This window comes from Caulobacter radicis, assembly GCF_003094615.1.
GTDB lineage: Bacteria > Pseudomonadota > Alphaproteobacteria > Caulobacterales > Caulobacteraceae > Caulobacter > Caulobacter radicis.
Genome location: NZ_QDKO01000026.1, coordinates 12942 through 31630 on the forward strand (window position 1 = coordinate 12942; position 18689 = coordinate 31630).

General features: G+C 70.5%; 23 protein-coding genes and 1 pseudogene. 18 read left to right on the forward strand and 6 right to left on the reverse strand.

All coding sequences use genetic code 11. The annotated features are described in order from the left end of the window. The first annotated feature begins 83 nt into the window (after nucleotides 1–83). The 6 genes from DDF62_RS16800 (at nucleotide 84) to DDF62_RS16830 (ending at nucleotide 4844) form a co-directional block, all read left to right on the forward strand. A complete protein-coding gene (locus tag DDF62_RS16800) occupies nucleotides 84–653 on the forward strand; it encodes a (2Fe-2S)-binding protein (RefSeq protein WP_116490163.1) in 570 nt (189 codons plus the stop codon). Then, on the forward strand, nucleotides 650–2830 hold the full coding sequence (locus DDF62_RS16805; protein ID WP_116490164.1) for a xanthine dehydrogenase family protein molybdopterin-binding subunit: 2181 nt from the start codon (nucleotides 650–652) through the stop codon (nucleotides 2828–2830). The genes DDF62_RS16800 and DDF62_RS16805 overlap by 4 nt, the downstream gene beginning before the upstream one ends. Nucleotides 2831–2904: 74 nt before the next feature. Continuing rightward, complete coding sequence (locus tag DDF62_RS25890) at nucleotides 2905–3648, forward strand: response regulator transcription factor (protein WP_208866890.1); 744 nt, start codon at nucleotides 2905–2907, stop codon at nucleotides 3646–3648. 74 nt (nucleotides 3649–3722) lie between these two features. After that, the gene (locus DDF62_RS16820; RefSeq protein WP_116490165.1) at nucleotides 3723–4076 is read left to right on the forward strand and encodes a hypothetical protein; all 354 of its coding nucleotides are present in this window, start codon (nucleotides 3723–3725) and stop codon (nucleotides 4074–4076) included. 36 nt (nucleotides 4077–4112) lie between these two features. Next, the gene (locus tag DDF62_RS16825; RefSeq protein WP_101716100.1) at nucleotides 4113–4328 is read left to right on the forward strand and encodes a hypothetical protein; all 216 of its coding nucleotides are present in this window, start codon (nucleotides 4113–4115) and stop codon (nucleotides 4326–4328) included. 105 nt (nucleotides 4329–4433) lie between these two features. Then, a complete protein-coding gene (locus DDF62_RS16830; RefSeq protein WP_116490166.1) occupies nucleotides 4434–4844 on the forward strand; it encodes a hypothetical protein in 411 nt (136 codons plus the stop codon). On the opposite strand, the gene DDF62_RS16835 is transcribed toward DDF62_RS16830, so the two are convergent. Then, a complete protein-coding gene (locus DDF62_RS16835; RefSeq protein ID WP_116490167.1) occupies nucleotides 4841–5419 on the reverse strand; it encodes a nucleotidyltransferase family protein in 579 nt (192 codons plus the stop codon). The genes DDF62_RS16830 and DDF62_RS16835 overlap by 4 nt on opposite strands. 37 nt (nucleotides 5420–5456) lie before the next feature. On the opposite strand from DDF62_RS16835, the gene moaA reads away from it, so the two are divergent. Genes moaA through DDF62_RS16850 form a run of 3 tightly spaced genes read left to right on the forward strand, consistent with a single transcriptional unit; the run spans nucleotide 5457 to nucleotide 7156 of the window. Continuing rightward, nucleotides 5457–6476, forward strand: coding sequence for a GTP 3',8-cyclase MoaA (moaA, locus tag DDF62_RS16840; RefSeq protein ID WP_425267062.1), 1020 nt, complete (start codon nucleotides 5457–5459; stop codon nucleotides 6474–6476). A 3-nt stretch (nucleotides 6477–6479) separates the two neighbouring features. After that, nucleotides 6480–6719 carry a MoaD/ThiS family protein gene (locus DDF62_RS16845; RefSeq protein ID WP_116490169.1) on the forward strand — a complete coding sequence of 80 codons (240 nt, stop codon included), beginning with the start codon at nucleotides 6480–6482 and terminating at the stop codon, nucleotides 6717–6719. Further along, nucleotides 6716–7156, forward strand: a complete 441-nt coding sequence (locus DDF62_RS16850; RefSeq protein ID WP_116490170.1) for a molybdenum cofactor biosynthesis protein MoaE — start codon at nucleotides 6716–6718, stop codon at nucleotides 7154–7156. The genes DDF62_RS16845 and DDF62_RS16850 overlap by 4 nt, the downstream gene beginning before the upstream one ends. A gap of 14 nt (nucleotides 7157–7170) precedes the next feature. Here the strand turns inward: DDF62_RS16850 and DDF62_RS26715 are convergent. After that, nucleotides 7171–7279: pseudogene (locus DDF62_RS26715) on the reverse strand (hypothetical protein); the annotation flags it as partial. A 3-nt stretch (nucleotides 7280–7282) separates the two neighbouring features. Here DDF62_RS26715 and moaB point away from each other — a divergent pair. Continuing rightward, nucleotides 7283–7831, forward strand: coding sequence for a molybdenum cofactor biosynthesis protein B (gene moaB, locus DDF62_RS16855; RefSeq protein WP_116490193.1), 549 nt, complete (start codon nucleotides 7283–7285; stop codon nucleotides 7829–7831). After that, nucleotides 7828–8295: a cyclic pyranopterin monophosphate synthase MoaC gene (moaC, locus tag DDF62_RS16860; protein ID WP_116490171.1), complete on the forward strand. Its 468-nt coding sequence runs from the start codon at nucleotides 7828–7830 to the stop codon at nucleotides 8293–8295. The genes moaB and moaC overlap by 4 nt, the downstream gene beginning before the upstream one ends. 169 nt (nucleotides 8296–8464) lie before the next feature. On the opposite strand, the gene DDF62_RS16865 is transcribed toward moaC, so the two are convergent. Next, nucleotides 8465–9463: an XdhC family protein gene (locus DDF62_RS16865; RefSeq protein ID WP_116490172.1), complete on the reverse strand. Its 999-nt coding sequence runs from the start codon at nucleotides 9461–9463 to the stop codon at nucleotides 8465–8467. 100 nt (nucleotides 9464–9563) lie between these two features. On the opposite strand from DDF62_RS16865, the gene DDF62_RS16870 reads away from it, so the two are divergent. Beyond that, a complete protein-coding gene (locus DDF62_RS16870) occupies nucleotides 9564–10439 on the forward strand; it encodes a bifunctional regulator KidO (RefSeq protein ID WP_116490173.1) in 876 nt (291 codons plus the stop codon). A 69-nt stretch (nucleotides 10440–10508) separates the two neighbouring features. Next, entirely contained in the window at nucleotides 10509–11213 is a 705-nt protein-coding gene (locus tag DDF62_RS16875) for a glycosyltransferase family protein (protein ID WP_116490194.1), read from the forward strand. Between the two features lie 27 nt (nucleotides 11214–11240). On the opposite strand, the gene DDF62_RS16880 is transcribed toward DDF62_RS16875, so the two are convergent. Together DDF62_RS16880 and DDF62_RS16885 are read right to left on the reverse strand one after the other, a co-directional pair. Next, a complete protein-coding gene (locus tag DDF62_RS16880) occupies nucleotides 11241–12146 on the reverse strand; it encodes a hydroxymethylglutaryl-CoA lyase (RefSeq protein WP_116490174.1) in 906 nt (301 codons plus the stop codon). Further along, nucleotides 12143–13912, reverse strand: a complete 1770-nt coding sequence (locus DDF62_RS16885) for an ArnT family glycosyltransferase (RefSeq protein ID WP_116490175.1) — start codon at nucleotides 13910–13912, stop codon at nucleotides 12143–12145. Before DDF62_RS16885 ends, DDF62_RS16880 begins: the two co-directional genes overlap by 4 nt. 55 nt (nucleotides 13913–13967) lie before the next feature. Between DDF62_RS16885 and DDF62_RS16890 the strand changes: the two genes are divergently transcribed. The 5 genes from DDF62_RS16890 (at nucleotide 13968) to DDF62_RS16915 (ending at nucleotide 18373) form a co-directional block, all read left to right on the forward strand. Next, nucleotides 13968–14708, forward strand: a complete 741-nt coding sequence (locus DDF62_RS16890; protein WP_116490176.1) for a glycosyltransferase family 2 protein — start codon at nucleotides 13968–13970, stop codon at nucleotides 14706–14708. Nucleotides 14709–14982: 274 nt separating this feature from the next. After that, entirely contained in the window at nucleotides 14983–15408 is a 426-nt protein-coding gene (locus DDF62_RS16900; protein ID WP_116490177.1) for a hypothetical protein, read from the forward strand. 166 nt (nucleotides 15409–15574) lie between these two features. Beyond that, the gene (locus DDF62_RS16905) at nucleotides 15575–16231 is read left to right on the forward strand and encodes a sulfite oxidase-like oxidoreductase (RefSeq protein WP_116490178.1); all 657 of its coding nucleotides are present in this window, start codon (nucleotides 15575–15577) and stop codon (nucleotides 16229–16231) included. Nucleotides 16232–16308: 77 nt separating this feature from the next. Continuing rightward, the gene (locus DDF62_RS16910) at nucleotides 16309–17577 is read left to right on the forward strand and encodes an acetyl-CoA C-acyltransferase (protein WP_116490179.1); all 1269 of its coding nucleotides are present in this window, start codon (nucleotides 16309–16311) and stop codon (nucleotides 17575–17577) included. Nucleotides 17578–18043: 466 nt separating this feature from the next. Further along, the gene (locus DDF62_RS16915; protein WP_116490180.1) at nucleotides 18044–18373 is read left to right on the forward strand and encodes a DNA-binding protein; all 330 of its coding nucleotides are present in this window, start codon (nucleotides 18044–18046) and stop codon (nucleotides 18371–18373) included. Here DDF62_RS16915 and DDF62_RS16920 read toward each other — a convergent pair. Then, complete coding sequence (locus DDF62_RS16920) at nucleotides 18354–18689, reverse strand: hypothetical protein (RefSeq protein WP_101716084.1); 336 nt, start codon at nucleotides 18687–18689, stop codon at nucleotides 18354–18356. The genes DDF62_RS16915 and DDF62_RS16920 overlap by 20 nt on opposite strands.

Consider the following 18689-nt stretch of genomic DNA (forward strand, 5'->3'; position numbering starts at 1 on the left):
GGCCATCCTGACGGCGTTAAATTTCACTGGCGGAGCTCTCGGGGAACGGTGTTAGCTCTGGTTTGAAGGGCAGGAGACGACGCATGGCGGCGAGCTTGGACGTCAACGGCAAGACGGTGTCGGTGCAGGCCGAGCCGGACACGCCGCTCTTGTGGGTGCTGCGCGACGAGCTGGGCCTGACGGGCACGAAGTTCGGCTGCGGCCTGGCCCAGTGCGGGGCCTGCACGGTGCATGTGAACGGCGACCCGGTGCGCTCCTGCGTCACCCCGATCGCCGCTCTGTCGGGCGCCAAGATCACCACCATCGAAGGCCTGGGCGGCGCCCATCCGCTGCAACAGGCCTGGGTCAGGCTGGACGTGCCGCAGTGCGGCTACTGCCAGTCGGGCCAGATCATGTCGGCCGCCGCGCTGCTGGCCGCGACCAAGGCGCCCAGCGACGAGGACATCGACGCGGCCATGGGCGGCAACATCTGTCGCTGCGGCGCCTATCAGCGGATCCGGGCGGCGATCAAGGAGGCCGCGACCAGCACGGCCGCCCCGGTGGTGGCCGCGCCGCCGGCGGCGAAACAGGCGCAGGTCGAGGCCGACGTCGACGAGGCCATCTCGGCCGCCTCCGGCGCGACCTCGCGGGTGCAGCGCGGAGAGGTGCGATGAACGCGCCCGTCAAGCCCGAAGGCTTCAGCCGCCGCGAGCTGATGGTCGGCGCGGCGGTGGTCGGCGGCGCGCTGGTTGTGGGCTGCTCGCCGGCCGACCTGATGAGCGCCGGCTCCAAGGTCGAGGTCGGGGCGTTCGGCCCGTTCATCCGCTTCGAGCCCGACGGCTTCGTCACGGTGATCTCCAAGCACATCGAGTTCGGCCAGGGCAACCACGCCGGCCTGGCGGCCATTGTCGCCGAGGAGCTGGACGCCGACTGGACCAAGGTGCGCGTCGAGCAGTCGCCGGCCAACGCCAAGCTCTATGGCAACGGCGCCCTGGGCGCGCAGCTGACCGGCGGCAGCTCGGCGATCTCCAACAGCTGGGAGCAACTGCGCAAGGCGGGCGCCGGCGCGCGGGCGATGTTCGTCGAGGCCGCCGCCAACCGCTGGGGCGTCCCGGCCGGCGAGATCGTGGTCAAGGACGGGGTGCTGACCCACGCCTCGGGCAAGAGCGCCGCCTTCGCCGACCTGATGGCCGACGCCGCCAAGGTGACGCCGCCGGCCAGTCCCGTGCTGAAGGATCCCAAGACCTTCACCCTGATCGGCACGGACCGGGTGCGCCGCAAGGACGCGCAAGGCAAGAGCGACGGGACCGCCCGCTACACCCAGGACGTCCACCTGCCCGAGATGCTGACGGCCATGGTCGCCCATGCGCCCAGGTTCGGGGCCAAGGTCGAGAGCTTCGACGCCGATGCGGCCAGGAAGGTCGCCGGCGTGGTCGACGTGTTCGAGATTCCGACCGGGGTGGCGGTGGTGGCGAAATCCACCTGGGCCGCGCGCCTGGGCCGCGAGGCGCTGGAGGTGCGCTGGGACGAGGCCAAGGCCGAAAAGCGCGGCTCGGTCGAGATCGCCGCGGCCTTCCGCGACCTGGCGACCGGCAAGGGCCCGGCTGACCAGAAATGGGAGTCGTTCGGATCCAAGGGCGACGCGGCCCAGGCGGCGGGAGGTCCCGATGGTGGGAAGGACGCCTTCGAGGGCGTCTACGAATTCCCCTATCTGGCCCATGCGACGATGGAGCCGATGAACTGCGTGGCGGTCGTCGACGGCAATCACGTGCGGCTGGTGCACGGCTCGCAGGGCCAGACCCTGGACCAGCTGAACGCGGCCAAGATCGTCGGGACCCTGCCGGGCTCGGTCGAGATCGAGACCCTGTTCGCCGGCGGCTCGTTCGGGCGGCGGGCGACCTTCACCTCCGACTACGTGGCCGAGTGCGTGCACGTGGCCAAGAAGGTTGGGGACGGCAAGCCGGTGAAGCTGGTCTGGACCCGCGAGGACGACATGCGGGCCGGCCACTACCGGCCGCTGGTGGCCCATGCCGTGCGGGTTACGCTGGACAAGGACGGCCTGCCCGCGACCTGGCGCCATCGCATCGTCAGCCAGTCGATCATGAAGGACTCGCCGATGCCCTCGAAGGGCGTCGACCAGACCGCCGTCGAGGGGGCGTCGGATTCGCCCTACCTGAAGGCCACGCCCGTCGTCGACGCCCAGGTCGCCTTTCCGGAGGTCGGCGTGCCGGTGCTGTGGTGGCGCTCGGTGGGAGCCACCCACACCGCCTTCGTCATGGAGCACACCATCGACCAGCTGGCACGCAAGGCCGGCAAGGATCCGGTCGAGTACCGCCGCGCGCTCTACGCCAAGGCCGGCGCCAACCGGCATCTGGCGGCGCTGGACCTGGCGGTCGAGAAGGCCGGGCCGACCGCTTCCGCCGGCTGGACGCGCGGCGTGGCGGTGCACGAAAGCTTCGGCTCGGTCGTCGCCCAGGTCGCCGAGGTCAAGCTTGTGGACGGCGCGCCCAGGGTCGGCCGGGTGGTCACCGCCATCGACTGCGGCACGGCCGTCTCGCCCGACCAGATCGCCGCCCAGATGGAGGGCGGGACCTGCTATGGCCTGTCGGCGGCGCTCTACGGCGAGATCACCCTCACCGACGGAGCGGTCGACCAGAGCAATTTCGACACCTACCGCGTGCTGCGGATCGGCGAGGCGCCCTTGGTGGAGACCCACATCGTCCCGTCCGTCGCGCCGCCCACCGGCGTGGGCGAACCGGGCACGCCGGTGATCGCGCCTGCGGTCGCCAACGCCCTGCTGGCGCTGTCGGGCCAGGCCACCGCGCGGCTGCCGCTGGTCCGGTCTGTCTGAACGTTAACCTTGGCGCGACCGGAATTGACGTCGGACCGCTGGACGAGAGGCTGTGCTAGGACCATCTTAGCGCCATGGTCGAGCCTGCCGACAGCCTTGGTTTCGAGAAACTCACGCCCCGTGAGCGCGAGATCCTGCGCCTGATCGCCCAGCATCAGCGCTCGAAGGAAATCGCGCGCCTGCTCAGCCTGTCGCCCAAGACCGTCGAGATGCACGTGCTCAGCGCCCGCCGCCGGCTGGCCGGCATGCCGCGCCGCGACGCCGCCCTGGCCTTCGTGGCCTGGGAGCAGGCCCCCGGTAATTGGGACCCCGGTAATGACTACCGTAGGCAATCGCCAGACCTAGCCGTCGAGCCCGAGCCGGTCTCTCCTGACTTCAACAGCGGGAGCGGCCATGGCCATGAACGACAACTCACCCAAGACGAGGCCTTCGGGCGCTCCCGGTTCGGCCTTCTTCATCGCGAGCTGGAAATCGCTGGAAGAGGGCCTGACCCTGATGGCGGGCACCCCCGAGCGGGAGCGCCTGGTGCCGGAAACGGTCTCGGCGCTGCGCAAGGCGCAGGCGGCTGGCGATCCTCCTTCGAAGCTGCTGCTGCGGGTTCTCGCGGCGACGGCCTTCCTGTCGGACGACAGTCCGATCCGGTCCGAACGCGGGGAGGTTGGCGCCATGACCTGACCCCCGCCCAATGGATGGGCCTGATCCTGGTTTCAGCCCTGGCGGCCGGCGTGCTGCTCAGCGTGGTGACCATGGGTGCCCATGAATTCCTCTTCGCCCTTCAGCGGTTCCGCGAGGGCTGGAGCACACCGCCGGCGCACTGACCGGCGACCAGCTTCCAAACAATCCAATTGCCTTGAACGTGCGGGGGGCTCCCGCGCGAGTGGGAGAGTCTTGCATGAAACGCAGCGACGCGGCCCGTGCTGGGGCCGAGAAACTGAAGCGCGCCGAAGCCGCCATCGATGCGGCCCTGCGTGAAACCGCCGAGCTGGTGGGCCTGCTGCCCTCCCTGCGGCTCGATGCGCAGCTGTCGGCCGTGATCGGCCAGGAAGCGATCGAGACCCTCGGCGACACCCTGACCCACATTCTTTCCGCCCGCCGGACGATCGTGAAGGCGCATGGCGATCTCGCCGAGGTCCGCGCCCAGATCGGCTGCGGCGCCCTGGCCATCGGCGACATGGGCAAGTCCGAGGACGGCGATACGCCGCGCACCGTCGGCCTGCGCGCCCTCGATGGCGGCCGCGCCGCGTAGTCCGCGCGGCGCCCCTCTCAATTCCGGAGCCAATCCATGACCGCCGTTCTCGCCGCGCTTCAGCCGGCGATCGATGAAGCCGCCGAATTCGGCCGCTGCCTGCGCGACCTCTGCCCGATCCAGAAGCGGGTGCTGACAGCACTCATGCATCGGCTGATCGCCATGGAGGAGGCCAACGACGCCGAAGGCGCCCTGGTCGTGATCGACGAGGTGCGTCGGATCCTCGGCGAAGGCCGGCTGACGCACCACTAAGGCGCCTCGCCCCTGAAGTGAGCACGGGCTCGGATCGCGCTTGATCCGGGCCCGACTTGCGTCATGTTGCCCCCGCGAGTCGGGGGGCCTCCTTTGATACAAGCCTTGATTTCCTTCGGCGTGGCGATCGTCGTCTGCGGTCTGGCCATACGGTTCGGGGACAAGCCCGCGCGGCGCGTTGGCATGATCACGCTGGGCGGATGGGTCGTCTCGCTGATCGTCTTTCGCAACAGCGCGCGTTTCGCCGACATCGGCCTGATGGCGGTCGACGGGGTGATCGCCGCACTGTTCGTCTGGGTCTCGCTGTCGTCCCGCCGGCTGTGGACGGTGGTGGTTGCGGCGTTCCAGATGCTGGGCGTGGCCTCGCACCTGGCCACGGTCATCGACCATCGCGTGACCATCAACACCTACAAGCTGAGCCTGGCGGTCTGGAGCTACGGCATCCTGGTCATGCTGGCGGTGGCCGTCTGGCGGCATTGGCGCGAGCAGCGCCGGGTCGCGGACGAGCGCGTCTAGCCCGCCAGGTCCTCGCGCCGGTCGACGTCGAACAGCACGCCGGCCGCGTTGGTCGGGACCATGACCTGGGTGTCGCCCGCCGCCGCCATCAGCCCCTGGGCGCCGCGATCGCCCGAAAGGGCGAGGAGGTCGGGGAAGCAGGCCTTCGAAAACAGCACCGGGTGGCCGCGCCTGCCGGCATGGACCGGGGCGACGATCCGGGTCGATCCGTCCAGCCATGTGGCCAGTTCGCCCGCCAGGCCGTGCGGAACGTCCGGCATGTCGCCCAGGAACACGAAGACGCCCTTCGTCGCCGGATCGAGCGCCGCGACCCCGGTTCGCAGCGAAGCGCCCAGGCCCTCGGCGGCGTCGGAGGCGAGCAGGGGGCGCAGGCGCAGGTCGGGACGGGCGGCGACCAGGGCCGCGACCGACGCGTCGCCGGGCCGGATCACCACCGTCACCCGTTCGACCGGGGCCGCCAGGGCCGCGTCCAGGGCGTGGTCCAGCAGCGGCCGACCGCGATAATCGGCGAGCAGCTTGCCGCCGCCGAAGCGCGTTCCCGCGCCAGCCGCCAGGACGATGGCCTCCAGTCGCATGCGATCCCTTTCCGCGACGCCTTCGGAAGCCTATCCTATGGAGGATATGACGTCCCCTGACGACAGCCCCCGACTGATCGACGGCTTCGGCCGCGCGGTGACCTATCTGCGCGTTTCGGTGACCGACCGCTGCGACCTGCGCTGCGTCTACTGCATGGCCGAGCACATGACCTTCCTGCCGAAGGCGCAGGTGCTGACGCTGGAGGAGCTGGACCGCCTGGCCTCGACCTTCGTGGGCCTTGGTGTGCGCAAGCTGCGCCTGACGGGCGGCGAGCCGCTGGTGCGCAAGGGGATCATGGAGCTGGTCGAGGCCCTCTCGCGCCACCTGAAGTCGGGCGCGCTGGACGAGCTGACCTTGACCACCAACGGCACCCAGCTGGCCCAGCACGCCGATCGCCTGGCGAGCCTGGGCGTGAGGCGGATCAACGTTTCGCTCGACACCCTCAAGCCCGACCTCTTCCGGCGGCTGACCCGCGGCGGCGACGTGGCCAAGGTGGTCGGCGGGATCGACGCGGCGCTGGCGGCCGGCATCCAGGTCAAGATCAACGCCGTGGCGCTCAAGCGCGACAACGCCGCCGAGCTGCCGGGCCTGATCCAGTGGGCCCATGCGCGCGGCTGCGACATGACCCTGATCGAGACCATGCCGCTGGGCGAGATCGACGAGGACCGCACCGACCAGTTCCTGTCGCTGCGCGACGTGCGGCGCGAGCTGTCCTCCTACTGGACCCTGACGGATCTCGCCTACGCCACCGGCGGCCCGGCCCGCTACGCCAAGGTCGAGGAGACCGGCGGGCGGCTGGGCTTCATCACGCCGCTCAGCCACAATTTCTGCGAGGCCTGCAACCGCGTGCGGCTGACCTGCACCGGCACCCTGCACACCTGCCTTGGCCGCGACGACGCCAGCGACCTGCGGGCCGTGCTGCGCGGCGGGGCGACCGACAGCGAGCTGGTGGCGGCGATCCACGCGGCGATCGGGTCCAAGCCCAAGGGCCACGACTTCCAGGTCGACGCGCCGCGCCCGGCGGTGGCCCGCCACATGTCGACGACCGGAGGCTAGGCGATGGCCCGCGTGCTGCTGTTCGGGCGCCTGGCCGACCAGGCCGGCTGGCGCGAGCGCGAGGTCGAGGCGGCCAGCCTGGCCGCCCTGCGCGCCTCCATCGCCAATGACGACGCGGCTCTCGCGCAGGCCCTGGAAGGCCCCGGCGTGCAGGTGGCCGTCGACAAGGCGCTGGTCCGGGGCGAGGCCGTGCTGGCCGCCGCGACCGAGGTCGCCTTCCTGCCGCCGATGAGCGGCGGATGATCACCCTGACCGAGGCGCCGTTCGAGCCCGGCGCGCTGCTGACGGCCTTCTGCGCCGGCCGCGACGAGACCGGGGCGGTGGCCAGCTTCGTGGGCCTGGCCCGCGCCGAGGGCGGGCAGGCCTCGATCCTGGAACTGGAGGCCTATCCCGGCTTCACCGAAAGCGCGATCGAGGCCTTTGCGAAGGGCGCGGCCGAGCGGTTCGGCTTGCAGGACTGGCGCATTGTTCATCGCGTGGGGAAGATCGCGCCGGGCGAGGCGGTGGTGTTCGTGGCCACGGCCTCGAAACATCGCCGGGCCGCCTTCGAGGCGTGCGACTTCCTGATGGACTGGCTCAAGAGCCGGGCGCCGTTCTGGAAGAAGGAGCATGGCCAAGGCGGCGCCCGCTGGATCGAGCCGACGGCTCAGGATAGGACCGACGCCCAGCGTTGGGATTAGGCCGTGGAAGCGGTTCCTCGTCCTTCGACAGGCTCAGGATGAGGAACCGCGGCAGTCGTCCTCACCCTGAGCCTGTTGAAGGGCGAGGGCGTCGCGCAGGCGTTCGAAGGCAAGGAGAGAGATCGCATGTCAGGCCTCACCCCGGGCGGCGGGATCAAGCCGGAGCTGCCGTTCAAGCCGGTGCGGGTGGCGATCCTGACCGTCTCCGACACTCGCGACGAGAGCACCGACACCTCCGGCCAGATCCTGATCGAGCGTGTGCAGGCCGCCGGCCATGAGTTCGCCGGCCGGGCGGTGGTGCGCGACGACATCGAGAAGATTCGCGCCACCGTGCGCGGCTGGATCGACAGCGGGCAGGTCGATGCGGTGGTCAGCACCGGCGGCACCGGCCTGACCGGCCGAGACGTCACCGTCGAGGCGCTGCAGCCGCTGTTCGACAAGGTGATCGACGGCTTCGCGGTGGTGTTCCACCTCGTCTCCTACGCCACGGTGGGCCTCTCGACCCTGCAGTCGCGGGCCACGGCCGGGATCATCGACGGGGTGTTCGTGTTCTGCCTGCCGGGCTCGAACGGCGCGGTGAAGGACGGCTGGGACAAGGTCATCGCCGCCCAGCTCGACAGCCGCCACAAGCCCTGCAACATGGTCGAGCTGATGCCGAGGCTTCTGGAAAAGTGAGCAGGCTGACCCACATCGACGACCAGGGCCGCGCCCGCATGGTCGACGTCTCCGACAAGCCCGCCACGGCCCGCGAGGCGGTGGCGACGGGCTTCGTTCGCATGGCGCCCGAGACCCTGACGCTGGCCGTCTCCGGAACCGGCCGCAAGGGCGACGTGCGCGCCGTGGCCGAGCTGGCCGGGGTGATGGCCGCCAAGAAAACCTCCGACCTGATCCCGCTGTGCCATCCGCTGGCCCTGTCGAAGGTGGTGGTCGAGGTCGAGCCGGCCGAGGGCGGGCTGTCGGTGACCGCGCGGGTCAAGACCACCGGCCCGACCGGCGTCGAGATGGAGGCCCTGACCGCCGTCTCGGTGGCCTGCCTGACCATCTACGACATGCTGAAGGCCGCCGAGAAGGGCATGGTCATCGAGGCCGTGCGGCTTCTGGAGAAGACCGGCGGCAAGTCGGGGGACTGGAGCGCCTGAGGGCTTTCTGCAGCCCCTTCGGTCGTCATCCCGGAAAGCGCGTAGCGCTTATCCGGGACCCAGGGGACTGGGCGCGGTGTTTGGGTTCGCGCCGTTGGCAGCTGTCGACGCCTTGCCGCTCGTCCCTGGGTCCCGGCTCTCCGCTTCGCTCCGGCCGGGATGACGTGGGTTAGTACGCCAGGCTCTCCGCCCTTCTCTCCAGCGCCGGCTGCCCATTCCGCGTGGCGATGATCTCGCCGATCACGGCCACGGCCACCTCGAACGGGGCCTTGCCGCCGAGATCCAGGCCAATGGGCGCGCGCAGCTTGGCGAGATCCCGCTCGGTCAGGCCACCGGCCTTCAGCGCCGCCAGCCGTTCCGACAGTCGTCGACGGGCGCCCAGCAACCCGACGTAGGGCGCAGGCGAGGGCAGGGCGGCCAGCAGGGCCTCGTGGTCCAGCGCCATGTCGTGGCTGCACACCGCCACGGCGGTCCAGGCGTCGAGGCCTGCGTCGAGGAGGGCGACCTTCGGCGCCTCGCGGCTGTAGCGCACGCCCGGCAAGGGCGGAGCGGCCATCGGGCCCTTGGGGCGCGCCAGCGTGGTCTCGAAACCGGCCTGCACGCCGAGGCTCGCCAGGGCCAGGGCGGTCGGATCGCCGCCCATCACCACCAGGCGCGGGACCGGATCGAAGCGGCGCACGAACACGCCAGGCCATGGAACCGGCGTCGCGCCGACCGGCGCGCAGACCCGTCGCACGCCGTCGGTGAACCACAGCGCCGGGCGTCTTTTTCGGGCGTGAGTCAAAAGGTCGCGCACGGCGGCCTCGTCGACGTTAAGGCGTTCGACCAGGATCTCGATGCGGGCGCCGCACAGCAGGCGGATGTCGGGCCAGGGGCTGCCTTCGCCATAGACGAGACGCTTTGGATGACCCGTCTGCAGCACCTCACGGGCATGCAGCTCGACGTCGCCCTCGATGCAGCCGCCCGACAGGAAGCCGGCGACAAAGCCTTGCGCGAACACCATCTGCGTGCCGACCGGGCGCGGGCCGCCGCCCTCCAGGGCGATGATGGTGGCCAGGGCCGCGGGGCCCTGCGCGAGGGCTTGTTCGAGGGCCGGCCGCATGTCGTCGGCCAGGCCGTGCATCGGCCATTCGGGGCCGGAAAGGGCGGCGGGATCGGTAAGGTCCATCGGGCCGATCTTAACCCCTCGGCAAGGTTCCAGAAACGCCTTCTTCAAACCTTGGCGCGTAGGCTCCTCGACATTGGTGCTTCATCCGACGCGGAAGTTCATGTCGCTCACCGTCTCCAAGCTCGGTCTTGCCGCCGCCCAGTTCGGACTGGACGGCATGAACGCGTCGCCGCGTTCGCGCTCCCCCGAGATCGAGGCGCGTGACATCCTCAGCATCGCCGCCCGCGCCCGCCTGTCGGTGCTGGACGTCTCGGGCGTCTATGGCCGCTCGGAATCCGTGCTGGGCGACCTGATCCCGCGTCCGGTCTCGTGCCGGGTGACCCTGGCGGCCGCCCGCGCCGACCGCGGACCCGACTTCGTCGAGGCCGAGGCCCGCGCCTCGCTGCGTCGCCTGGGCCTGGAGCGCGCCGACACCATCGTCGTTCAATCGCCGTCGGAACTGTTCGGCGCCCATGGCCCGGCCATGTGGGACCGTCTGCACCGCCTGCGCGAGCAGGGCCTGTTCCGCAACATCGGCATCTCGGCCCACGCCACCGACGATCCGGTCGGCGTGGCCCGCCGCTTCAAGCCCGACATCATCCAGGCGCCCGCCAGCCTGCTCGACCAGCGTCTGCTGGCCGACGGCTCGCTGCAGCGCATCGCCGGCATGGGCGTCGAGGTGCAACTGCGCTCGATCTTCCTCAACGGCCTGCTGTTCCTGCCGCCCGACCGCGTGCCGGCCCAGCTGAAGGGCGCCTCGGGCCGCCTGTCGCGCGTGCGCCGCATGATCGCCGAAGGTCGTTCCGACCCGTTGCAGGCCGCGCTCGGCTTCGCCCTGTCGCGCCCGGAGGCTTCGGCCGTGATCGTCGGGGTGACCTCGGCCGCCGAGCTTTCCGCCGTCGTGGCGGCTGCTTCCAGCCCGCCGCCCGATCTCGACTGGGACGAGATGGCCATCGACGACCCGGTGGCCCTCGACCCGCGACGTTGGGTCGCCTAGCGGCGGACCCGACTCGAAGCTCAAGGTTCAGAAAAGAACCTGATGAACGCCTCGAAGGGAGGCAACGCCATGATCCTCGCCGTCCTGCAGGCCCGCATGGGCTCCAGTCGTCTGCCCGGCAAGGCGATGGCCACCCTCCAGGGGCAGCCGATGATCCTGCGCCAGCTGGAGCGCATCCGGCAGGCCGCCACCCTTTCCAAGATCATCGTCGCCACCAGCGACCAGCCGGCCGACGACGCGCTGGCCGGGTTCCTGGTCTCGCGCGGCGTCACCGTCCATCGCGGGGCGGGCGCCGACATCCTCGACCGCATCGCCCGCTGCGCCGAAGCCGCCGGCCCCGTCAGCCACATCGTGCGCCTGAAGGGCGACGCGCCGTTCGTCGACCCGGGCCTGATCGACCAGACCGTCAAGCTGGCGCTGAGCACCGGCGCCGACTACGCCTCCAACCGCGTCTACCGCACCTATCCGGCCGGCCTGGAGGTCGAGGTGATCTCGGCCGCCGCCCTGCGCACCGCCGCCGCCGAGGAGCGCGACCCGCTGGCCCGCATCTCGCCCACCGCCGCCATCCGCAGCCAGCCGAACCGCTTCCGCCACGCCCACCTGCGGGCCGTGCGCGACTGGAGCGCGCTGGACTGGCGCGTGAAGACCCCGGCGGACCTCGCCTTCGCCCGCTCGATCTACGACGCGCTCTACCCCGCCGATCCCGGCTTCCGCATGGGCGACGTGCTGGACCTGGTCGAGAGCAAGCAGGACCTGGGAAGGTTCGCGGCGTAGTTCTTACTCTCTCCCCACGGGAGAGGTTTATTTCGGGGGAAACCCGCCGGCCCGCGCCAGCGACGACGCCGGGGGCTTGCCCAGGCGCTGGCTGATGTCGCGGCCGATGGCGATCAGCGCATCCAGGTCGTAGCCGGTTTCGAAACCCGCCCGCTCCAGCATATAGACCAGATCTTCCGTCCCGATGTTGCCCGTCGCCGCCGGGGCGAAGGGGCAGCCGCCCAGGCCGCCGACCGAGGCGTCGAGCACGTCGATCCCCGCCTCGACGCTGGCGAAGGCGTTGGCCAGGCCCGTGTTGCGGGTGTCGTGGAAGTGCATGCGCAGGCGCGCGTCGGGAGCTGCGGCGCGGACGGCCTCGATGCGCTTGGCGACGGTCCAGGGATCGGCGACCCCGATGGTGTCGGCGATGGCGATCTCGGGCACGTTCATGGCGGCGGCCTCGCGGGCGATGGCCACGACCTGGTCCTCCGACACCTCGCCGTCGAACGGGCAGCCGAAGGCCACCGAGATGGTCGCGGTGATCGGCGGGCCGCCGTCGATGGCCTGGCGCTCGACGATGGCGGCCAGGGTGTCGAGCTGCTGGTTGACCGTCGCGCCCTGGTTCTTCACGCCAAAGCCGTCCGAGGCGCAGACCACGACATTGGCCTCGTCGCAGCCGGTCGACACGCAGCGCTCCCAGCCGCGCATGTTGAGCACCAGGCCGATGCGCGAACGCTTGGGATCGGGGCCGCCCAGGGCGTCCATGATCTCTTCGGCCCCGGCCATCTGCGGCACGCGGCTCGGATTGACGAACGACACCACCTCGGTGCGGCGGGCGCCGGCGGCCTCCAGGCGGCGGATCAGGTCGAGCTTTTCCTCGACCGTCAGAATGGACTTTTCGTTCTGCAGGCCGTCGCGCGGACCGACCTCGACGATCTCGATGAAGCGGCTCATCGCGGGGCCTCCTCGGCGACGGGAGCAGGGGCCTCGGCGCCGGTGACGGCGTCGGGCTGGTCGGTCGTTTCGACGGCCTCGTGGCGGCGGGGCTCGCCGCGATAGATGCGCAGCACCTCGTCGTCGCCGTCGGAATAGTTCAGGCCCTTGATCTCGCCGGCCTGGCGCGGGGCGTGGCCCAGAGCGGCCAGGGCGGCGCGGAACTTCTCGTCCTCGCGGCCCTCGACTACGGCGGGACGGCCCTCGTCCACCGCGTCGGCCGCGCCCTGCGCGTCGGTCAGCTGGGTGGTGGTGCCCAGCTGGAAGACCATGCTGGGCTCGGAATAGCCGGTCACCGCCACCGGGCCGGGAGCGCCGGCGCGGGGGGCGAGATCCGTGGCCTCGAGCGCGCGGGCCAGGCGCTTGGACAGCCACAGCGAGTCCAGGCGCGGAGCCAGCAGGCCGGCCATGGTCCCGTGCGCCAGGATGCCCAGCACGCCGGCGGTGACCAGGGCCTTGGCGGCCTGCCTGCGCAGGATCAGCCAGCCGCCGGCGACGGCTGCGGCCACGAACAGCAGGGCCGGCAGGAGGGCCAGCGGCAGGGCCTGGGGCGCGGCGTAGGTCTTCCAGGCGACGATGCAGACTGTCGCGAAGGCGACGCCCGCCAGGGCCAGCAGGGCCGTGCCGATGATGCGCGGGACAAGGCCCAGGGGCGCGCGCAGGGCGGCGGCCATCAGCATGGCCAGCGCCCCGAACGCGGGCAGGGTGTAGTGGGCCAGCTTGGTCGGCAGGATCTCGAACATCAGCCAGGTCGGGATCAGCCAGCACAACGCAAAGCGCACGCCCGGCTCCTTGCGGCCGGTCCAGGCCAGGACGAGGGCGGCCGGCAGCAGCAGGGTGACCGGGAACAGCAGCAGCGGCGAAAGCAGGGCGTAGTAGCCGAACGGGCCGCTGTGGCTCTCGTGGCCGCCGGCCAGCTTGGGGGCCAGGTCCCCGCCCACCGCCGCGCCCCAGAAGGCGCCGTCGGTGGCGATGGTGATCATGGTCGCCCAGGGCAGGACGATGGCGGCAAACAGGATCAGGCCCCAGCTCCAGCCCAGCTGTTTCAGCCAGCCGATCCTGCGGTCCCAGGCCCACAGGGCCAGGACGGCCAGGATGGCGACCAGCAGGCCGACCGGGCCCTTGATCAGGGCGGCCATGGCCATGCCGATCCAGAAGGCCAGCTTGGGTCCCTTGCCGGCCTTCTCGCCGGCCAGGCCCGCCGCGTAGATCCGCGCCAGGCCGGCCATGGCCAAGGTCGTAAAGCCGCACAGCGCCGCGTCGGTCTTGGCGATGAAGGCCTCGGTCGACAGCAGGAAGGTCGCGCCCAGGATCGCGCCCGACAGCAGGCTCTCACGCGGGCCGAAGAAGGCCGCCGCGCCCCAGGCGCAGGCGGCGGCGGCCAGCATGGCGCCCAGCAGCGAGGGGATGCGGTAGGCCCAGATGCCCCGGTCTTCCGGCGCCGAGACGGCCTCGACCGCCACGGCCTGCAGCCAGTGGATGCCCACCGGCTTCTTGTTGCGCGGCTGGTCCTGCAGCTTGATGTTCACATAGTCGCCCGTCTCCAGCATCTGGGCCGTGGCCTGGGCGAAGCGGGACTCGTCGCGGTCGAGCGGCGGCATGGCGAACAGGCCGGGCAGGCCGGCGATCAGGGCCACCAGGGCCGCGAACACCGGCGCGCGCCAGCCGCGCGACCAGGCGTCGAGACGGGATTCAAGAGTAGGGGCGGGGCTGGTGTTCGCGCTCATGCGTGCTGGAATAGCACGATCCTTTCATGGCGCGAGATTTGCGGTAAAAGCGGCCATGACATCCGATAATTCCGCCGCGACCCCCGATTTCTCCGTCGTCGTGCCCGTGTTCGACGAGGGCGGGGCCGCGCCGGCCCTGGCGCGCGAGATCGCCGCCGCCTTCGCCGGCGAGTCCTACGAGATGATCTTCGTGGACGACGCCAGCCGCGACGACACCAAGGCCCTGCTGACGGCCCTCAAGGCCGAGATCCCGCAACTGCGCGTGCTGGGCCACCGCAAGAACTCGGGCCAGAGCCGGTCGATCCGCAGCGGCATCCTGGCCGCCCGCGCCCCGATCGTGGTGACCATGGACGGCGACGGCCAGAACGACCCGGCCGACGCCCCGCGCCTGGCCAAGGCGCTGCAGGTCGCTCCGCCCGAGCTGGCCCTGGTCGGCGGCGAGCGGGTCAAGCGCCAGGACAGCAACGCCAAGCGCTTCGCCAGCAAGTTCGGCAACGGCGTGCGCAAGCGCCTGCTGAAGGACACCGCCAACGACACCGGCTGCGGCCTGAAGGCCTTCCGCCGCGAGGCGTTCCTGCGGCTGCCCTACTTCGATCACATCCACCGCTACATCCCGGCGCTGATGCTGCGCGAGGGCTACGAGATCGCCTTCCAGCCGGTGAACCACCGTCACCGCGAGACCGGCGTGTCGAAATACACCAACTTCGGCCGCCTGAAGGCCTCGGTCAGCGACCTCTTCGGCGTGATGTGGCTGCAGTCGCGGGCCCGCAACCCGCAGGGCGTCGACGAGGCTTAGTTTTCCTGCCCCCCTCTCTCATCGAGAGAGGGAGGGGCCCGCGCCGAAGGCGTGGGAGGGTGAGAGGTTACAGCCTCGCCGACTGAGACGCGGCATTCGGAATCTGCCAGGGCGTGGGGATTTACCGGCCAGCGGTGAAACCCCTCACCCTCCCACCGCTTCGCGGCGGGCCCCTCCCTCTCCCTATGGAAGAGGGGAAGTAGGGCGGCCCCCGCTTCACCGGCGTCGCAAAACCGGTTAACCCTGAAAGCCGACTTCGGGGGAATTCACCGCAATGTTCGCCGCCTTTCCGCTGCTGGCCCTGCCGGTGCTGATCTACAACCTGCTGGCCCTGACGGTGGGCGGCGGCTTTTCGTCGGACGCGGCCAGCTATCGGTTCAGCGAGCAGTTGTTTCGCATCCACATGGCTTCGCGCGTCGACTGGATCGTCAGCTGGGGCGACCTGCTGCTCGGCGCCTCGCTGGTGGTGCTGTTCGTCGAACTCCTGAAGTCGACGACCAGCCGCAAGGTGGCGATCATCAACCACTCGCTGTCGATGGTGCTGTTCATCGTCTGCCTGGTGGAGCTCCTGCTGCTGCCGGCGTTCGCGACCTCGGTGTTCTTCCTGATCACCCTGATGGTGCTGCTGGACGTGCTGGCCGGCTTCATCGTCACCATCGTGGCGGCCCGCCGCGACGTCGACTTCGGCGAGATGCGCTAGGGGCGGCCGCCCTCGTCCTTCGACAAGCTCAGGATGAGGGCTATTGCCGACGCTTCACTCGAAATCCTCACCCTGAGCCCGTCGAAGGGCGAGGATTTCGCGATGCGGCGTTTCTACAAGCGCCTTGGAGCCGTCGCGCGTTAGCCTCCCGCGTAAGGAGGCCCCGATGGACGACGACCAGCCGCCGCAAGACAGCAAGCTGACCCGCAGCAAGGAAGCCTGGGCGCGCTCGGGCAAGTTCCTGACCGGCGAGACGAGCCGTCCGGAGAGCGAGCGCCTGCCGCCCGGCCAGCACCTGACCCGCGACTGGCCGGTGCTGGACCTGGGCCTCAAGCCCGACGTCTCGCGCGAGGACTGGCGGCTGCGCATCGACGGCCTGGTGTCGCGGCCGGCGACCTGGAGCTTTTCGGCCCTGCTGGCCCAGCCGCAGAGCACGCCCGTTTCCGACATCCACTGCGTCACCACCTGGTCGCGCTACGACAACCACTGGGACGGGGTGCTGACGCGCGACGTGGTGCTGGCCGTGGCGCCCAGGGACGAGGCGCGGTTCGTGGTGCTGCATTCCTACGACGGCTACACCACCAACCTCGCGATCGACGACTTCGCCCACGAGGGCGCGCTGCTGGCCCACGGCTGGGAAGGCGCGCCGATCACGGCCGAGCACGGCGGGCCGGTGCGGCTGGTCGTGCCGCATCTCTATTTCTGGAAGAGCGCCAAGTGGCTGAAGCGGATCGAGTTCGTGGCGGTCGACCAGCCCGGCTTCTGGGAGGAGCGCGGCTATCACAACCGCGGCGATCCGTGGGGCGAGGAGCGCTATTCGTGAGCGCGGCCGATTTCGACAAGCGCGAGCGTGTCGGCCCTCCTATCTATCGGTAACAGACCCTCTTACGGACGCCGTTCATGACCGCTTCCAATCTCTGGCTCGCCGCCGGCCTGCGCTCGCCCTTCGCCAAGGTCGACGGGGCGCTGGCCGCCCATGACGCCATCGACCTTTCCGTCCCCGTGGTGAAGGCGATGCTGGAGAAAGGGGCGCGGCCCGACTTCGCGGTCTGGGGCACGGTGATCCCCAACCTGACCTGGAGCAACATCGCCCGCGAGGTGCTGTTGGACGCCGGGGCCGATCCGACCATCCCGGCCTTTTCCACCGTCATGGCCTGCTCGACCAGCATGACCGGCGTGCTCGAGGCCGCCGGCATGATCGACGGGCGCGGCCGCGACCTGGCTTTGGTCGGCGGCGTCGAGGCCATGAGCCGGGTGCAGATCGGCCTGTCGGTGCGGCTGTCGGACTGGATCCGCCGCTTCCAGCAGGCGCGTGACCTGAAGGGGCGGCTGGCGGTGCTGTCCGCCTTCAAGGCCGCCGACGCCAGGCTGTTCATCCCCAAGGTGGCCAACCGCACCACGGGCCTGTCGATGGGCGAGCATACCGAGATCACCGCCAAGGAATGGGGCCTGGCCCGCGCCGACCAGGACGCCATCGCTTTCTCCAGCCACCAGAACGCCGTACGCGCCTGGGAGAACGGCTTCTTCGACGATCTGGTGATCCCCGTGGGCGAGGCGCGCCGCGACACGATCCCGCGCAAGGACAGCACGCTGGAGAAGCTGGCCAAGCTGAAGCCGGCCTTCGACAAGACCAGCGGCCAGGGCACGCTGACGGCCGGCAATTCCTCGCCCCTCACCGACGGCGCGGCCAGCGTCTGGGTGGCGTCGGAGGCGGGACTGGCCCGGCTGCCCGAGCGGACGCCGCGCGTGAAGATCCTCGACTACGAGGTCACCGCCATCGACCTGCGGAGCGAGGGCCTGCTGATGGCGCCGGCCTACGGCGTGCCGCGCATGCTGGCCCGCAACGGCCTGACACTTGGCGACATCGGCCTTTGGGAGATCCACGAGGCCTTCGCGGCCCAGGTGCTGTCGCACATCGCCGCCTGGGAGAGCAAAAAGTTCCTGGCCGAGCGGGCCGGGGTCACGGCCGATCTTGGCGCCTTCCCGCGCGAGCGGATGAACCCCACCGGCGGGAGCCTGGCGCTGGGCCATCCGTTCGGCGCCACCGGCGCGCGGATCCTGTCGCAGGCGACCAAGGAACTGGCCGCGCGCGGCAAGGGCGAGAAGGCGATCGTCAGCATCTGCGCCGACGGCGGCCAAGGCACGATGATGCTGCTGGAAGCGGCGTAGGGCTCCTTGCGTCCTTCGAGGCCCGCTGCGCGGGCGCCTCAGGATGAGGAAGTCGGTGCAATAGCGTCCTCATCCTGAGGTGCGAGCCGAAAGGCGAGCCTCGAAGGACGCAGGGAGCATCAGCGATGTTCTTGGGACACCCCAGACGTAGAACCGGCCCGAGGACTAGGGGCAACCTCGGGCCGGCGGTACGCATGTCGCGTTGTGGGGGGTGGACGCGACACGGTTAAATTGGACCCGGCAGTCCCCGCGATCAAGCGAATGGATGTCGCTCGGCGCTTTTGTCGCAGGGAAGCGTTGTCAGGAAAACGGTGTCAGGTCAGGACCGAGAAGATCAGGGTGACGACGGCCACGTCGAAGGCTCGGATCAGGATGGACAGCATAGGTCGAGACGCTTTCCGAAAAGACTCGCGGCTCGACCTAGCAAGACTGGCGCCAAGTCGGCGCGAGGCGCTAGAAATCCCGGATGGCGCTGTTCTTCGATCACGACTGGTACGACGCGCGGCTGGCGCAGCGGGGCCTGGACCGCCCGGCCCTGGCCGCGGCGGCCGGCCTGAGCCCGGTCGATCTGGAGCTCGTCTTCAAGGACCAGCGCGAGATCAGCCCGGCCGAACTGGCGGTTTTTGCCGAGATGGTCGGGGTTTCCCGGGAAGAAGCCGCACGGCGGGCCGGGGTGGGCGCGCATGCGGCGCCGGTCGATCCGGCCGCGGCGCGGATTGCGCAGCTCGAGGCAAGGGTGGCGGCGCTGGAGGCTGAGGTCGCCGGCCTGCTGGCGGCTAGATCTCGGTCTTCTTGATCAGGCCCGCCTTGGGACGGCGGTCGGCCGGGCCGGAATATTCCGTGCCGAGATAGGTCGAACGCGCCGCGTCGAGCACTTCCTGCCCACCGCGCAGGCCGCGCTTCTGGCCAGGCTGGCCCATGACCTGGGCGGCGAAGGCGGCGAACGGGCCGCGCGGGCGCGGCTGCGGCGGCGGATCGGCCGGGGCCTCTTCCTCGTCGCGGACGAACACGACCTCTTCGCCGTCCGCCTCGTGGCGGTCGGAGTCCTTGGGCGCGGCCAGCGCTCGGCGCGCGTTCGCCGCGCGTCGGATGGGGTCGATCGGACCGGTCAT

Excerpts from the sequence above, each read along its gene's own strand:
- DDF62_RS16825 (WP_101716100.1), top strand. The coding sequence starts at position 4,113 with ATGACCGCCGTTCTCGCCGCGCTTCAGCCGGCGATCGATGAAGCCGCC.
- DDF62_RS16915 (WP_116490180.1), top strand. The coding sequence starts at position 18,044 with ATGGCGCTGTTCTTCGATCACGACTGGTACGACGCGCGGCTGGCGCAG.
- DDF62_RS16845 (WP_116490169.1), top strand. The coding sequence starts at position 6,480 with ATGGCCCGCGTGCTGCTGTTCGGGCGCCTGGCCGACCAGGCCGGCTGG.
- DDF62_RS16900 (WP_116490177.1), top strand. The coding sequence starts at position 14,983 with ATGTTCGCCGCCTTTCCGCTGCTGGCCCTGCCGGTGCTGATCTACAAC.
- DDF62_RS16920 (WP_101716084.1), bottom strand. The coding sequence starts at position 18,689 with ATGACCGGTCCGATCGACCCCATCCGACGCGCGGCGAACGCGCGCCGA.
- DDF62_RS16885 (WP_116490175.1), bottom strand. The coding sequence starts at position 13,912 with ATGAGCGCGAACACCAGCCCCGCCCCTACTCTTGAATCCCGTCTCGAC.
- DDF62_RS16880 (WP_116490174.1), bottom strand. The coding sequence starts at position 12,146 with ATGAGCCGCTTCATCGAGATCGTCGAGGTCGGTCCGCGCGACGGCCTG.
- DDF62_RS16910 (WP_116490179.1), top strand. The coding sequence starts at position 16,309 with ATGACCGCTTCCAATCTCTGGCTCGCCGCCGGCCTGCGCTCGCCCTTC.
- DDF62_RS16835 (WP_116490167.1), bottom strand. The coding sequence starts at position 5,419 with ATGCGACTGGAGGCCATCGTCCTGGCGGCTGGCGCGGGAACGCGCTTC.
- DDF62_RS25890 (WP_208866890.1), top strand. The coding sequence starts at position 2,905 with ATGGTCGAGCCTGCCGACAGCCTTGGTTTCGAGAAACTCACGCCCCGT.
- moaB (WP_116490193.1), top strand. The coding sequence starts at position 7,283 with ATGTCAGGCCTCACCCCGGGCGGCGGGATCAAGCCGGAGCTGCCGTTC.
- DDF62_RS16890 (WP_116490176.1), top strand. The coding sequence starts at position 13,968 with ATGACATCCGATAATTCCGCCGCGACCCCCGATTTCTCCGTCGTCGTG.
- DDF62_RS16820 (WP_116490165.1), top strand. The coding sequence starts at position 3,723 with ATGAAACGCAGCGACGCGGCCCGTGCTGGGGCCGAGAAACTGAAGCGC.
- DDF62_RS16865 (WP_116490172.1), bottom strand. The coding sequence starts at position 9,463 with ATGGACCTTACCGATCCCGCCGCCCTTTCCGGCCCCGAATGGCCGATG.
- moaA (WP_425267062.1), top strand. The coding sequence starts at position 5,457 with ATGGAGGATATGACGTCCCCTGACGACAGCCCCCGACTGATCGACGGC.
- DDF62_RS16905 (WP_116490178.1), top strand. The coding sequence starts at position 15,575 with ATGGACGACGACCAGCCGCCGCAAGACAGCAAGCTGACCCGCAGCAAG.
- DDF62_RS16850 (WP_116490170.1), top strand. The coding sequence starts at position 6,716 with ATGATCACCCTGACCGAGGCGCCGTTCGAGCCCGGCGCGCTGCTGACG.
- DDF62_RS16870 (WP_116490173.1), top strand. The coding sequence starts at position 9,564 with ATGTCGCTCACCGTCTCCAAGCTCGGTCTTGCCGCCGCCCAGTTCGGA.
- DDF62_RS16875 (WP_116490194.1), top strand. The coding sequence starts at position 10,509 with ATGATCCTCGCCGTCCTGCAGGCCCGCATGGGCTCCAGTCGTCTGCCC.
- DDF62_RS16800 (WP_116490163.1), top strand. The coding sequence starts at position 84 with ATGGCGGCGAGCTTGGACGTCAACGGCAAGACGGTGTCGGTGCAGGCC.
- DDF62_RS16805 (WP_116490164.1), top strand. The coding sequence starts at position 650 with ATGAACGCGCCCGTCAAGCCCGAAGGCTTCAGCCGCCGCGAGCTGATG.